We start from the raw sequence: 14,932 nt of genomic DNA, 5'->3' as shown, positions 1-14,932 counted from the left end.
ATCTCGTCCTTCCCAGTGATCAACCGTTTTGTCTGACGACCATAGCGGCCCGGAACCACCTGATCCCATCCCGAACTCAGAAGTGAAACAGGCCTGCGCCGATGGTAGTGTGGCATTGCCCATGCGAGAGTAGGTCATCGTCAGACTCTTAATACCAAAACCCCCGACAGCTCCGCTGCCGGGGGTTTTTTATTGCCCTAATAAAACTACGTCAGCAGATCGATCTGCCTGCGGATTACGCCTGGTGTATCGGTCATCTGGATAGAGTTCATTCCCCTGCAGCGATCACAGCCGCGCTTCAGGGAAGCCAGATTTCGAACACACCTCGGCCCAGACTGCCGCCATTGCTCAGACGAATCCCACCCTGCCGTTCATCCTGCTGGTGCAGTCTCGCAATGGCTGAGGCGAAGTAGAGACCGAGGCGTGTACTGCCGCGCTCAAAATTCACGGCACCGAAACTGGCCTCACCCTCTGTCAGCATCACTTCCGGGTAGCCCTTACCGTCGTCTTCAACAGCAATCACCAAGAAACCATCTGATGTGCGGGCGATGATTCGAATTTGCCGGTCGGTGTATCGAATGGCGTTGTTGATAATGTTGTTCAATACGCCAGTCATCAGCTCCCTATCGAAAAAGCCTGTGATGTCTTCTGCTTCTATCGAATAGCGAATCGCCAGGCCATCGAACAGCGGCCTGTGGCGGGCGAGATGCTCTGATAGCAAGCCGTTTTTGCAACATGGTCCGGTTAAGCGGTTTGGTCAGGTAAGCGTCGGGCTGGTTTTCACGTGCGCCCATGACCACATCTTTGGAGGTTTCCGCAGTGACCATCAGGAACAGGGAAGAACGTTTGAGCAGCTTGCGATGCCTGAGCTCTTCGAGAAGGTGCTGGCCATTTCTGTCGTTGCCCAGAAGGTAGTCACACAGCACCACATCTACAGCGTTGTACATGCAATGTTGAATTGCCGCGGCGGGATGGGGTACGGCTTCGATATTGTTGGCGCCAAAGCTCGTCAGCATTTGTCCGAGGGAGGCACGGAAGTTCGCAAAGTCATCAATGATCAGGAAATACAGCGTGCCAAAGGCTCTGGTGGTGTTTAGGGTTTCGACTTCGCTGATTAAGGCTTCTGTTTCAGTAACTTGTTAACCAGGGCCCGAAGTGCCGCCGGCTTCACAGGCTTGTAGAGCACATGGAAGCCCCGTTGATTGGCATCGTCACGCACGTCCGGTGCCATGTAGCCGGTAATCAGTATGCCCGGTATGTCCGGGGAAAAACTGTCTCGGATACTGTCCATCGCGTCCAGACCGTTCTTGTTGTCGTCTAACTGATAGTCAGCGAGGATAATTTCGGGCGCCCGGCCATCAAGCTTCTGAAGAGCATCGTCGAGGCTCTCGGCAGCGGTGACCTCGCATTGCCAGTTGCCGAGCAGAGCTACCATGCCCTGAAGAATCGAGTCGTCGTTATCGATACAGAGCACGTGCAAGCCCCCAAGGTTGGCGACACGGCGCGAAGCAGATAAGGGCGCGGTTCTGGTGTTCGGCTCTTTCTCGGGCGTGGCAAGTGGGACGGTAATGGCGAACAGGCTGCCATGGCCCTGCACCGAGCGGACGGTAACCGGGTGGTTGAGCATCCCGCTGATACGTTCGACGATGGCGAGGCCCAGCCCGAGCCCTTTTTTATCCCGCCCTTGCTGGAACCTGCGGAATTCTTCGAAGATGTGGTTGAGCTGGTCGTCCGGTATCCCCGGGCCGGTATCCCAGACATCGATGCGGATAAAGCCTTTCAGCCGGCGACAACCTAGCAGAATCTTGCCTTGCGGGGTGTAGCGGATCGCGTTGGACAGGAAATTCTGGATCACGCGGCGCAGCAGTTTCGCATCGGAGCGAACCCAGGCACTGGAGGGCACGACCTTCAGTTCCAGGCCGCGGTCCTTGGCAATGGCCGAGAAGTCCGTTGCCAGGTGGCGCAGCATGTCGTTAACCGGGAAAACGCCGATATCCGGTTCCAGTGCGCCGGCGTCGAGCTTGGAAATATCGAGCAGGGTACTGATGATTTCCTCGGCTGCGCCCAGCGAGCTGTCAATGTGCTCCACCAGCTCTCTCACTTCGCCGTCTGTCGTTTTACCGGCCAGGGCCGACGAGAACAGGCGTGCGGCATTGAGCGGTTGCAGAAGGTCGTGGCTGGCCGAGGCCAGGAAACGGGTTTTGCTCTGGTTGGCTTGTTCCGCTACTGACTTCGCCTTGAGCATCTGCTCGTTTATGACTTGCAGTTCCTGGGTTCGCTCCTTTACCCGTTGTTCAAGATAGATATTGGTTTCTTTCAGGGCCTGCTCGGTGCGTCGCATCGGCGTGATGTCCTGGAAGGTGGTGACGTAGCCGCCGCCGGGAATGGGGCTGCCATCGATCCGCAACACGGTCCCGTCTGGGCGCTGGCGTTCGTAGGACATGGCTTTGCCACTGCGCATGTTGGCGCAGCGATCGGCAATGATTTCATCAATCCGGCGCGCCGCCAAATTGGCGTTGGTCAGGTTATAGCGCATCAGGTCTTCCACCGGCCGGCCCACGCGCACAAACCCTTTCGGGTAATTAAAGAGCTCCAGATAGCGGTGATTCCAAACCACCAGTTGTTGCTGGTGGTTGACCACTGACACGCCAAGGCTGATGTTTTCGATAGCCGATTGCAGTAGCTCCCGACTGAACGTCATGGCCTGGGAGGCTTCATCGACGATGCTGACGACGTCCTCGATCTGCATGTCGCGGCCGGTCAGTGTGGATTCCAGAACCACCCGTGCGGTAGATGCGCCGATCACCGAGGCTAACTGGCGCTCAATGTACTTCATCAGGTGGCCGGATGCCGGACGGTGGGGGTTCAGTCGGATCGCGTTGCGTCGCTCGTAGTTGCGGAAAACCGTTTCTGAGCGGTCCTCACCCATGAAGCGGTCTGTTATCGCCTGCAGGTCGGAAATCAGGATTTCGCCCTGCCAGCTCTGGTGCTGGGGGGTGTCGTTGCGTGGCTCGGGATCGTGAAAGAAGGACGCAATCTGGATCTTTTCCCGAACCCGTTGTCGGGTCAGTAAGGACAGGGTGATGTAGGTGACGACATTGATGCCCAGACTCCAGATAATGCCGTGGCTGACCTGGTCCATGTCCATGCCAAAAAGGGCGGTGGGGCGGGTCCAGTTGAGCCCCCACACGCCCTGGTTGATCAGGCTTTCCGATACCCAGCCGGTGGCCGCCAGCGCGGGCAGAAGCAGGGTATAGCTCCACATCAGGAAGCCGAGTGCGAGGCCCCAGACCGCGCCCATGTAGTTGCCCCGGCGCCACAGGATGCCACCCACCAGTGCCGGCCCAAACTGGGCCGCTGCGGCGAAGGAAAGAAGCCCGAATGCGGTCAGGCTGTGGTCTTCCCCGGCCATGCGGTAAAAACCATACGCTGTGAGCAGCACCACAAATATGGCGACACGCCGGATGCTGAGCAGCAGGAAACTGAGATCTGCACGACGGTTCATGCGCGGCCGGAAAAACTTCAGCAGCGCGGGCATGATGATTTCGTTACTCACCATGGTGGCAATCGCCACCGAACATACGATAACCATGGCGGCCGCCGCTGAACCGCCGCCCAGGAACGCGAGAATCGCCAGCCAGGTTTCTCCGGCCTGAATAGGCAGTTGGAGGATCAGGATATCCGGATTGATTTGTTCGCTACCGGAGGTCAGCAGCCCTGCAGCGGCGATTGGCAGGACGAACGCGCTGGCGATGATCAGGTAAATCGGCATCGCCCAGCGGGCGGTAGTGAAGTCCCGGTGGTCGGTGTTTTCAACCACCATGACGTGAAACTGTCGTGGCAAACAGATGATCGCCAGCATGGCGACAAGGGTCTGGGTAATAAAGGCTGTGGGGGCCACGTTGTCAGTGGTCAGCACGCCACCGAGGTCCGCCTCTCGGACTTGCTGAAGCAGATCCCCGAAACCGCCATAGAGCCCGTAACCGACAAACAGCCCGACCGCGACGAAAGCAATAAGCTTGATCAGGGATTCGAAGGCGACAGCCTGAATCATGCCGCGGTGATGCTCGGTCGATTCCAGATGACGGGTACCGAAAAGCACCGTGAATACTGCCAGCGCGAGGGTGATGTACCAGGCCGAATCGTTCCAGGCCGAGATGTCCCAGGGCTGCACCCCGGTTCCGTTATCCGACAGCACGTTGAAGCCCATAGAGATGGCTTTGAGCTGCAGGGCAATATACGGGACGCTGCCAATCAGGGCGAAGAAAGCAATCATGGCCGCCAATAGCTGGGACTTGCCGTATCGGGAAGCCACGAAATCGGCTATGGACGTGCTGTTGCTTCGTTTGCTGATGTAGATGATGCGGCGAAGCAGGGGGGCCCCAAAGATGAAGACCAGCAGGGGCCCAAGATAAATGGGCAGGAATCCCAGCCCCTCCTGGGTGGCCCGGCCAACTGCACCATAGAAGGTCCAGGAGGTGAAGTAGACCGCCAGTGATAATGCATAGATGTGGGTTCGCGTGACCCTGCGGCGGTACAGCCCCGGCTGTCTGTCGCCGGCCCAGGCGATGACAAAGAGAATTGAGATGTAGGCAATGGAAATCAGTGCCAGCAGCCAGGGGCTAAACATGTGCAGACAACTCCGTCAGGGCCAGACCAATGTTTGCTGGGGGTTAACCGGTGCAGACCGTATTCAGCAGCGTGTCCGAATTGCCCAGGACCTTCAAGTTATCAACACGGGGGCGTCCGTCAGAGCCGAGTGGAACCAATTCCCGGGACTGACAATTGAGGAGATGAACCCGGTGGGAAACGGCATCGGACAGTTTCTGTTCGAAGCGGTAGAGGGTAAAGCTGACAACGTCAGGGTTGTCGGCATCCCGGCTGACGCTGTCGGTATCCACGATGGAAAAGGCGGTGACGTAGGGAAACGCGAAGGTCCAGGGGCGCCAGATCATGGTGTCTGCCTCGGTGTCGACAACGACGGCCTCGTCTGGCAACAGCTGTTTCTTATGCTCGTACCAGCCGTACTCCCCCTGAATCAGGTAGGCCAGCATGCCCGCTCCGGCGAACACCGGGATCAGCCACTTTGGAGTTTTGTTACGGGTTGCGGCACGGATACCAAGCGCTATACCGGCAGCCCCGAGGCCACAAAAAACAGTAGCGATGAACGTCCAGAACATATTGTTACTTCCTCAAAAAAAGAACGGGCTTCCTCGTTGAGGAAGCCCATCCAGTCTAACTCATTGAATCAATGAGAACGGTGGTACTTAGTGGTCCTGAGCCTGGCCTGCGCCGCGTGGATAGCGAACGCTTTCAACCAGATCCTGGATTTCAACCGGCGGCTCCTCGGTCGCGTTGGACACCAGGAAGGCTACCGTAAAGTTGACGATCGCACCAACTGCACCGATGGACAGTGGTGAGATGCCCAGTACCCAGTTCTCAGGAGTATCCGGCAGATTGTTGGTGCCCGGAATGAACAGCCAGCCCTTGTACACAAAGATGTACACCAGGGTGAAGCCCAGACCGGTCAACATGCCGGCAATGGCGCCGGTGTTGTTAACCCGCTTGGAGAAGATACCCATCATCAGGGCAGGGAACAGGGAGGCCGCAGCAATACCGAACGCCAGTGCGACAACCTGTGCGGCGAAGCCCGGTGGGTTTGCCCCAAGCCAGGTTGCGACGACGATGGCCACGGCCATAGAGATCCGCGCCGCCATCAGTTCCCCGCGCTCTGTGATATTCGGGTTGATCGCGCCCTTGATCAGGTCGTGACTCACCGCAGAGGAAATGGCCAGCAACAGACCAGCGGCTGTGGACAGGGCTGCCGCCAGACCACCGGCAGCAATCAGGCCGATAACCCAGCCCGGCAGGTTAGCAATTTCCGGGTTGGCCAGTACCAGGATGTCGCGGTTAACCACCAGTTCGTTGCCTTTCCAGCCTCGTGAGGTGGCTTCGGCTTCGAAATCCGGTGAGTCGTTATAGAGCTGGATGCGACCGTCTTCGTTCTTGTCGGTGAACTCGATCAGGCCGGTTACTTCCCACTCGCGGACCCAGTTAGGCCGCTCCTCATACTCGATGGCTTCCGCAGAGGTGCCGTCCGGATAGATGGTCGTCATCAGGTTCAGGCGAGCCATGGATGCAACGGCCGGGGCAGTCAGGTACAGGATGGCAATGAAAACCAGTGCCCAGCCCGCTGACCAGCGTGCATCGGCCACTTTCGGCACGGTGAAGAAACGAATGATTACGTGGGGCAGGCCCGCAGTACCGATCATCAGTGACAGCGTGAACAGCACCATGTTCAGCTTGTTGTCCACGTCAGCGGTGTACTCGTTAAAGCCGAGATCGGTAATGACTTCGTTCAGCTTGGTCAGAAGGGGAACGCCGGAGTCCACGTGGGTGGAGAACAGGCCGATGGCTGGAATGGCCGTGTCGGTCAGTTGCAGGGAGATAAATACCGCAGGAATGGTGTAGGCAACGATCAGCACACAGTACTGGGCCACCTGGGTGTAGGTGATGCCCTTCATGCCACCCAGAACGGCGTAGATGAAGACCACGACCGCGGCAATCATCAGACCCATGGTGGAGTCCACTTCCAGGAAGCGGGAGAAGGCCACGCCCGCACCAGCCATCTGGCCGATAACGTAGGTAACGGATGCCACAATCAGGCAGATAACCGCTACCAGGCGGGCATTCCTGCTGTAGAAACGGTCACCGATAAACTCAGGTACGGTGAACTTCCCGAACTTCCGCAGGTAAGGGGCCAGCAGCATGGCCAGCAAAACGTAACCGCCGGTCCAGCCCATCAGGAAGGTGGAGTTGGCGTAGCCGCCGGCGGCAATCAGGCCGGCCATCGAGATAAACGACGCAGCCGACATCCAGTCGGCACCGATTGCCATACCGTTGGTGATAGGGTGTACCCCACCGCCGGCAACGTAGAAATCCTTGGTGCTACCGGCCTTGGCCCAAATAGCAATCAGGATGTACAGGAGGAATGACCCCCCAACGAACATGATGTTGATGGCAAACTGACTCATTGCGTCTTACTCCTCGTGTACGCCGAATTTTTCGTCGATCTTGTTCATGCGCCACGCGTAGTGAAAAATCAGGGCAATGAACGTGATGATCGAACCTTGCTGGGCGAACCAGAAACCAAGGTCGGTACCGCCCACCGGGATTCCGGCGAGCATGGGACGTAAGAGAATGGCGAAGCCATAGGAAACAAGAGCCCAGACAACCAGGCTCCCCACAATCAGGCGGAGATTTGCCTTCCAGTAGTTTTCAGCATCGTAGCTATGACCAGACATAGGATCGCTCCTTGCTTTGTTGTTGTTTAAATCGGGTAGTGCCAGTCGATATTTATTATTGCGATGTTGTAATTGATATAGCCGGTCTTTGACTTGTTGTCCTATCTGACTTTACCGGTCAAGGCATTTATAGGTATTGGCAAAAGGTCTAACGGTCAGTAAGTTGCGAGCCTGGCTTTCGACTGCCTGTGCTTAAAAACGGTGCATGTTTTGCAGCCGGCGGTGGTACTGAAGTTTGTTGTGCAGCTGCGCCAGCGTTTTCACTCCGTCCTTGGCTGCTTTATTCAGCGCGATCAAGGTCAATTCGGCGGTGGCCATGGCGTCGGCGGCGGCATGGTGGCGGGTACTGAATTCCAGGCCAAATTCATCGGCCCAGTTGTCCAGTCCTTTGCCACCGGGTTTGGTGTCCGGAAACAGAGCTGGAAGCAAATCGGCAACATCCATCCACAGGTGGTTTCGGGTGTAGCCGATCTGCAGGCGAAGCGCCTTTTCGAGGAATTTCTGGTCAAAGGCGGAATGATAGGCCAGCACCGGATCGCCGTTCATCCATTCCAACAGGTAGAGCAGGGCGTCCTGGGTTTCGTGGCCATGGGTCAGGGCTTCATTGCCGATGCCGTGGATCAGTACCGTTTCGGCGATATCCAGTTCCGGGCGGCGCAGGATCAGGTCAAACTGATCATCCAGGTGGATTACTCCGCCGCTGATGGCTACGGCACCAATGGCGATCACCTCGTCCTTCGCCGGGTTCAGGCCGGTGGTTTCCAGGTCCAGAACGATGAGCCGGCAGTCTTTGAGCAGCACATCGCTTGAGATCTTTGGTTCCGGTAGGTTGCTCAGGTCGTGCTCGCCGATCTGGAGCCCTCGTCGGCGCTCTATCCACTGTTTGATCTGTTCGAGCATGGTGGCAATTCCGTCGTCAAAAGTGGTTGGCCTCAGAACTGGTAGGTCACTTCCAGCTTCTGCTGCAGTCGTTGGGCCTGCCGGAAGGATTCCCGTAGAATCCGGCGATCAAGCGGATTGAGATCGTCCGGATCGATGAAATTGGTAAGTTCCTCGTCGCGTTTCAGCATCTCCTGGTGCGCACGCATGCGGATGGCCTGAATCAGGCTGTAGGCCTCGCGCCAGGCATTGCCATCTTTCGCGTCGAAGATGCCTTTTTTGACCAGTTCATCCATGCGCTCGAGGGTGTTGGCGGTTTTGACTCCGTTTGCGAGGGCAAACACGCGCACGGATTCCACAAACGGCGCCAGACCCTGGCGCTTGAGATCCAGGGCCTGGCGATCACCATCAGAGATGTATCGGAAGTTCCGGAACATGGTGAGCGGGGGTTTGCGTTGCAGGGCGTTGCCGGCCAGCATCTTTTGGAACAGGGCATTCTTGCGGATTCGGGTGAGCACTTTATCCAGCAGCAGGTGCAGCGGTTCCGTGTCGCCGTATACCGCCCGCATGTCGAGGAAAATCGAGGAATACACCAGGTTCTGCGGCGTCGAGGCGTCAATGAAGCGAATAAACCAGTCGTCCCACTCCTGGTCACTCAGGCACAGCTTTGGATTGCTGGCCATGATGTTGCCTTTGCACAGGGTGAAACCACACTCAGCCAGCTCATCATTGACCGTTCGGGCGAACGGCAGCAGCTTTTCCCGAACCTGGTCCTCGGTCATGCCCTCGGGAGTGAGGAACAGAATGCCATTGTCCTGGTCGGTCAGCAGGGTTTGTTCCTGCCGCCCTTCGCTGCCAAAGGTCAGCCAGGTAAAGGGAATGCCGGGGTCGTTGCGCTTGATGTTCAGTTCCAGCACCCGGCGCACGGTGACATCGTTCAGGGTGGTGATGATCTTGACTACCTGGCCGGAATCCGCGCCGTGGGCCAGCATCGAATCCACCAGCCGTGACACATCCGCCCGCAGCGCCACCAGCGTTCGCAGGTGCGTGGCGGTGCCAATGGTTCGGGCCAGGTTCACCAGATCCACCCGCTGGAGCGAGAACAGGTCCCGCTCCGACACCACGCCGATCAGGTGGTCTTCATCGTCCACCACGCACAGGTGAGCAAAATGGTGCTCTGCCATCAGCATGGCGGCTTCAAAGGCATCGGCACCGGACGGCAGGGAGCAGGGTTCCGGGGTCATGACTTGCCCGATCGGGATGTCGAGCGGGCTCTTGCCCTCGGCAACCAGGGTGCGCAAATCCCGCAAGGTGAAAATGCCCGCCGGATGCCGGTTATCGTCGGTGACGATGATGCTGCCGACGTTGTTGTCATGCATGCGCGCCACCGCCTTGCTCACGGGAAGATCCGGGGAGCACACGATGGGGTTGCGCAGGGCGTAATTTTCCAGAGGGGTGTCCAGCGTGTTGCTGGAGCCCATGGACGCCATAGCCTTGGACTGAATGCGCCGGTTGACTTGATCCAACAGGCTGCTGACGCCACGCAGGCAGAAGTCCCGGAAGGGATCGCTATCGGAAAACAGGGTGATGAACGCGTCCTGTTCGATGCTCAGGCAGAAGGTGTCGCCAACCGCCCGGTGCAAGGTACGGGTCGGGCGTTCGCCAATTAAGGCCGCCAGTGGGAAACACTCGCCCAGACTGATTTCAAAGGTGGTTTCGGCGCGACCTTCTTTTGCAGAGTGGCGTTCGCCGCGAATCCGGCCCTGTTTTACAACGTAAAACCGTTTTACAACCCCTTCATCGGGGGATATCACCTGATCGCCGTCGGCGTAAAACCGCAGTGTGGCATGTTCGGCGAAGTGAGCGAGGTGGGCGTCGTCCATGTTAGAGAAAGGCGCATGCTCCCTGAGGAAGCTCATAATGGCCCGGGTATTTTGTGGCCGGTTGCTGTCCCGAGGTGAGGCTGCCATGCAAACGTCCTTTTCCTTTTTATTATGGAATCTGCCAGATTCCAGTGTAGTCCACCACATTGGCGAAAATCGCTTCGATTTTGGTCGAAGGGCGGGGCCGGATTTCACAGCTTTATGGTCGGGTTAGCGGATGGTAAAGTCACCCGGTTCACAGACATTTATTCAGTAGCATCGTGATGACGACAAAAGAAGAGCGCCTGAGCTTCCTGGAAGAGATGAAAGATGTCCGTCGCATCAAGAAGCCCAATCGGGCCGATGTGAAAACGCCGAAGGAACTGACGCCCGGGCACCTGGAGCGCCAGCGGTCCGCGATCGCGAAGCCGCTGATTGATCGCAATCCATTGACATCGGACATGGTGGAGCCGCTGAAGGCGCATGACGTTCTGGATTGGATGCGGCCCGGGGTTCAGCATGGTGTGTTTCGCAAGCTAAGGCTAGGGCAGTATCCCATCGAAGCCCGCCTTGATCTGCACCGGATGACGGTTGAAGAGGCGCGTCGCGAAGTGTTCACCTTCATCGGGGATTGTGTTCGATACGGCCTGCGCTCGGTCATTATTCTGCACGGCAAGGGCGAGCGGAACCCGGACGGCATCGCCCAGCTCAAGAGTTACCTGGCGAAGTGGTTGCCGGAACTGGACGATGTGCTGGCGTTTCATTCGGCCCAGAAACACCATGGTGGAACGGGCGCGGTGTATGTGATGGTGCGAAAAAGTGAACGGGACAAACAGCATAACCGTGAGCTTCACGGAAGCCGGTAACCGGCCTTTTGATGTAGAAATTTCATAATAACGCCCTCAGAGGCGGCGAGTAGAGGAATCTGTTTTGAAAAAAGTCATGTTAGTACTGGTGGCAGTCACTGCTTTGGCCGGTTGTAAAGACCGTGTGATCTGGAACGACAACGGCAAGCTCGACGGAGCAACGAGCGAAAACCGCGAAATCTGGAACACCAACGGCAAGATTCAGAACAATGACCGGAAGATCTGGGTAAATTCTGAAGGTAAAGAAGTCGTCAAATAAAGCGGCTGGTTTGGCTGCCCACGCACAACAATAACGGCGCCCAGTGAGGCGACCCGGACAACAGAGGGAGTACAGGGATATGGCATTACGCCTGAAGGTAAACGGCGAGGAACGGTCGCTGGAGGTTGATGGAGATACCCCGTTGTTGTGGGTCGTCCGAGATGAACTGGGGCTGAAGGGCACCAAGTTTGGCTGCGGCGCGGGGTTGTGTGGCGCCTGCACCGTGCACTTGGACGGTCAGCCTGTTCGCTCCTGCTCAACGCCGGTCGAGATGGCCGATGGCGCTGAAATCACCACCATAGAGGGTTTGTCCGATGGTGATCAGTTGCACGCGCTGCAGCAGGCCTGGATCGACCACAATGTGCCCCAGTGCGGCTACTGCCAGTCTGGTCAGATCATGAGCGCAGCCCACCTTCTGGCAAATAACCCCCGGCCTTCCCGTGATGAGATCGTAGCCGCCATGACTGGCAACCTTTGCCGGTGTGGCACCTACGCGCGGATTGTCGCAGCGGTTGAATCGGTCGCCGGTGCCGGTGAAAGCACTGAGAAGGAGGGCGCGTGACATGGGCATGAATCGACGCGATTTCCTGAAAGTCAGTGCAGGTGCTTCTGGTGGGCTGATGCTGTCTCTTAGCCTGACGGGTTGTGCCGCGAGCGGTAAGCGAGGGTATGAGCCGGAAACCGGGGAATGGACTCCGGATGCGTGGCTCGAATTGACCACTGATGGCCACATCTATTTCACCCTGGCCCGGGTGGAAATGGGGCAGGGAACCTACACCGGCCTGACCACGCTTATTGCCGAAGAGTTGGAGGTGCGGCCGGAGGCCATCACGCCCCGATTTGCGCCGGCCGATCCGGAATATCGAAATCCCCTGTACAAACTCCAGTTGACCGGCGGCAGTACCAGTCTGGCCACCAGTTGGGAACCGTTGCGAACCGCCGGAGCGTCTGCTCGAAGCCTGATGGTGCAGGCCGCTGCACGGGTGTGGCAAGTGGACGCCGACGAGTGTTCCGCGCACGATGGCACAGTGGTTCACCCCAATGGAACCGATTCCATCGGGTATGGCCAGTTGGTGGAGTTGGCGGCCAAAGAGGAAATCCGTGGTGATGTCGCTCTGAAGCCTCGGAGTGAATGGAAGTACATTGGCAGGCAGAGAGGTCGTCTGGATGCCCGGGCCAAAGCCACCGGTTCGGCGGAATACGGCATCGACGTTGAGCTGCCGGATATGGTGTACAGCGTGGTGACCCGCTCTCCCCGTTACGGTGGCCGTGTCAGCTCGTTCAATCGTGAAGACGTGCTGGCCATGCCAGGCGTTGTGGATGTGGTCGAAATCGGGCGGGGCGTGGCCGTCGTTGCCGACAGCTACTGGAAAGCCCGCAAGGCCCAGAATGCGCTGACGGTTGAATGGGATTTTTCCGAAGCCTTCTCCATGTCCACCGAGGACGTGTTCAATTCCTATCGCAAGGCCGCTGATGAGGATAATGGCGAATCGGAGCGAAGCGAAGGCGATTTCGAAAGCGTGGCGGAAGCGGCTTCCCGGGTGCTGGAGGTGGAGTATGAACAACCTTACCTGGCCCACGCCACCCTCGAGCCGATGAACGCGACTGCCTGGTATCGTGGCGATCGCGCTGAGGTCTGGGCGCCAACCCAGGCACCGGATCTGGCGCAGATTGCCGTGGCCAGGGTAACCGATCTGGCGCCGGATGAGGTGGTCATTAACACCACCTTTCTAGGCGGGGGATTTGGTCGTCGCTTGACCCAGGATTTTGTTGAGGAAGCGGCCGAGGTCTCCTACAAAACCGGCCGGCCGGTTAAGTTGATCTGGTCCCGGGAGGAAGACACCCGTCATGACCTGTACCGCCCCGCCATGCTCCATCGTCTGAAAGCGTCGGTTTCCGATGGTCAGGTGACCGGTTGGCACCATCAGATTGTCGGCCCCCAGATTCTTGACTGGTATGTGCGCAACGCCGCACCAGCTCAGTACCCCTGGGCACCCAAGTTTATGTATGACAGCCTGGGTTCGGTCGGTCTCATGCTGGAAGGAGTGGTCACGCCAAAAGATGTGTCGGCGATTGAGGGCGCCGTTGAATACCCTTACGCCGTCGAGCATATTGATATCCGACACACCCATACCGATCCGGGTATGCCTGTTACCTGGTGGCGTTCGGTGGGCTATTCACATAACGGGTTTGCCGTTGAAACCTTTATGGATGAACTGGCGCACGAGACGGGGAAAGACCCGTACCAGTTCCGGCGGGATTTGCTGGCCAATGAGCCGCGCCATCGGGACGTTCTGGATCGCGCCGCTATGCTGGCGGACTGGAACACGCCGGTTCAGGAAGGGCGTGCCCGGGGTATTGCCCTGTTCAAGAGTTTCGGAACTTACATTGCGCAGGTTGTGGAAGCTGGTATCGAGAATGGCAGCATTCGGGTGTATCGGGTGTCTGCTGCGGTCGACTGCGGCCAGGTAGTGAATCCCGATATCGTGAAGGACCAGATCGAAAGTGGAATCCTGTTTGGCATCACGGCAGCCCTTTACGGCGAAATCACGCTGAACCAGGGCGAAGTGCAGCAAAGTAACTTTCACGATTATCCGCTGATGCGTCAGTACGAGCGCCCGGAGGTGATGGTGGATATTGTTGATAGCGAGGCTGATCCCACCGGTGTGGGTGAACCGGGCGTGCCGCCGGTGATCCCGGCGCTCGGTAATGCGCTGTTTGCCCTGACCGGCCAGCGTCAGCGTCGTCTGCCCCTGACCGCCGATGTCTGAGGTGTCTGAACCCCGCTCAGTCGCGAGCGGCCGGCTCTCGGTGATCCGGGATGTGCTTGCCTGGCTGGAGCAGGGGCAGGGCGTGTGGCTGTGCACCATCGTCGAAACCTGGGGCTCGTCGCCGCGTCCGGTCGGCTCCTGGTTGGCCATCAGTGAATCCGGGCAATGGAGCGGGTCCGTCTCCGGCGGGTGCCTTGAGGAAGACCTTCTCAGACGCGCGGCCGAAGACGGATTAACGGAATCGGAACTGGTGACCTACGGCATCACCGAGGGCGATCGGAACCAGTTTCAGCTCCCCTGTGGCGGGCGAATCCGGTTACTGATTGAGCCGCTCAAAGGGCAGGAAGCGACGCAGCATGCGCTCGCACTGGCAGAAGCCCTGGAACAGCGCCGGCCTGTTTTGCGGCGGGTTGCGTTGGCTGGCACAGCCGAGCTTTTGCCTGTGACTGCCGAGCAGGAGGCCCAGATCACCTTTGACGGGCAACAGCTACAACACCTGTTGCAACCGGAATGTCGGCTGTTGCTGATCGGGGCTGGCGAAGTGGCTCGCTATGTCGCGGAGTTTGCCACTGCGGCGGATTTTGCCATTACCCTGTGCGAACCCAGAGACGCCTTTGCCGAAGGCTGGAGCCATGCCCGAATCCCATTGGTTCGCCGTTTGCCGGACGATCTGATCACCGAGCAGTTCAGCGATCGCTGGGCTGGTGTTCTGGCTCTTGCCCACGATCCCCGGATTGACGATATGGGCCTGCTGGCGGCGCTGGGGTCGGACGCATTCTACGTTGGTGCCATGGGCTCGCAGAAAACCTCCGCTGGGCGGCGCGAGCGATTGGCGTCGCTTGGGCTGGACGAGGTCGCTCTGGCGCGATTGAAGGCACCCATTGGTGTTTGCATTCCCAGCAAGACACCGGCTGAAATTGCGATTTCTATTGTCGCCGATCTGATTGCCGAGCGGCACAGGTTGCGGCAAACCCCGCCAACCCTATAATGT

The 14,932-nt window shown here is 58.2% G+C and carries 13 protein-coding genes and 1 rRNA gene; 6 read left to right on the top strand and 8 right to left on the bottom strand.

Annotated features, from left to right (window positions below; all coding sequences use genetic code 11):
* Positions 1-31: 31 nt before the first annotated feature.
* Positions 32-146 (top strand): 5S ribosomal RNA (rrf, locus tag LPB19_RS13935).
* A 152-nt stretch (positions 147-298) separates the two neighbouring features.
* Here rrf and LPB19_RS13930 read toward each other — a convergent pair.
* From LPB19_RS13930 to LPB19_RS13895, 8 genes are all read right to left on the bottom strand, one after another.
* A complete protein-coding gene (locus LPB19_RS13930; RefSeq protein WP_206643494.1) occupies positions 299-721 on the bottom strand; it encodes a sensor histidine kinase in 423 nt (140 codons plus the stop codon).
* A complete protein-coding gene (locus tag LPB19_RS13925; RefSeq protein ID WP_206643493.1) occupies positions 624-1,016 on the bottom strand; it encodes a response regulator in 393 nt (130 codons plus the stop codon). The genes LPB19_RS13930 and LPB19_RS13925 overlap by 98 nt, the downstream gene beginning before the upstream one ends.
* Before the next feature lie 98 nt (positions 1,017-1,114).
* Positions 1,115-4,630, bottom strand: a complete 3,516-nt coding sequence (locus LPB19_RS13920; protein WP_206643492.1) for a hybrid sensor histidine kinase/response regulator — start codon at positions 4,628-4,630, stop codon at positions 1,115-1,117.
* A gap of 43 nt (positions 4,631-4,673) precedes the next feature.
* Positions 4,674-5,180 (bottom strand): hypothetical protein, encoded by a 507-nt coding sequence (locus LPB19_RS13915; protein ID WP_206643491.1) that lies wholly within the window; start codon positions 5,178-5,180, stop codon positions 4,674-4,676.
* Positions 5,181-5,267: 87 nt separating this feature from the next.
* Positions 5,268-7,034, bottom strand: a complete 1,767-nt coding sequence (locus LPB19_RS13910; RefSeq protein WP_206643490.1) for a sodium:solute symporter family protein — start codon at positions 7,032-7,034, stop codon at positions 5,268-5,270.
* Between the two features lie 6 nt (positions 7,035-7,040).
* Complete coding sequence (locus tag LPB19_RS13905) at positions 7,041-7,304, bottom strand: DUF4212 domain-containing protein (protein ID WP_206643489.1); 264 nt, start codon at positions 7,302-7,304, stop codon at positions 7,041-7,043.
* A gap of 192 nt (positions 7,305-7,496) precedes the next feature.
* On the bottom strand, positions 7,497-8,204 hold the full coding sequence (locus LPB19_RS13900; protein ID WP_206643488.1) for a 3'-5' exonuclease: 708 nt from the start codon (positions 8,202-8,204) through the stop codon (positions 7,497-7,499).
* A gap of 32 nt (positions 8,205-8,236) precedes the next feature.
* A complete protein-coding gene (locus LPB19_RS13895) occupies positions 8,237-10,153 on the bottom strand; it encodes a putative nucleotidyltransferase substrate binding domain-containing protein (RefSeq protein ID WP_206643487.1) in 1,917 nt (638 codons plus the stop codon).
* Between the two features lie 176 nt (positions 10,154-10,329).
* Between LPB19_RS13895 and smrA the strand changes: the two genes are divergently transcribed.
* From smrA to LPB19_RS13870, 5 genes are all read left to right on the top strand, one after another.
* Positions 10,330-10,911 carry a DNA endonuclease SmrA gene (gene smrA, locus LPB19_RS13890; RefSeq protein WP_206643486.1) on the top strand — a complete coding sequence of 194 codons (582 nt, stop codon included), beginning with the start codon at positions 10,330-10,332 and terminating at the stop codon, positions 10,909-10,911.
* 64 nt (positions 10,912-10,975) lie between these two features.
* Complete coding sequence (locus tag LPB19_RS13885) at positions 10,976-11,170, top strand: membrane lipoprotein lipid attachment site-containing protein (RefSeq protein ID WP_206643485.1); 195 nt, start codon at positions 10,976-10,978, stop codon at positions 11,168-11,170.
* Between the two features lie 79 nt (positions 11,171-11,249).
* A complete protein-coding gene (locus LPB19_RS13880) occupies positions 11,250-11,732 on the top strand; it encodes a (2Fe-2S)-binding protein (protein ID WP_206643484.1) in 483 nt (160 codons plus the stop codon).
* A 1-nt stretch (position 11,733) separates the two neighbouring features.
* Positions 11,734-13,941: a xanthine dehydrogenase family protein molybdopterin-binding subunit gene (locus LPB19_RS13875; RefSeq protein WP_206643483.1), complete on the top strand. Its 2,208-nt coding sequence runs from the start codon at positions 11,734-11,736 to the stop codon at positions 13,939-13,941.
* Positions 13,934-14,929, top strand: a complete 996-nt coding sequence (locus LPB19_RS13870; RefSeq protein ID WP_407943931.1) for an XdhC family protein — start codon at positions 13,934-13,936, stop codon at positions 14,927-14,929. Before LPB19_RS13875 ends, LPB19_RS13870 begins: the two co-directional genes overlap by 8 nt.
* Positions 14,930-14,932 lie beyond the last annotated feature (3 nt).

It is taken from the genome of Marinobacter salinisoli (assembly GCF_017301335.1).
In the GTDB taxonomy this organism is placed as follows: Bacteria; Pseudomonadota; Gammaproteobacteria; order Pseudomonadales; family Oleiphilaceae; genus Marinobacter; species Marinobacter salinisoli.
This window is presented reverse-complemented; position numbering and strand designations above follow the sequence as displayed.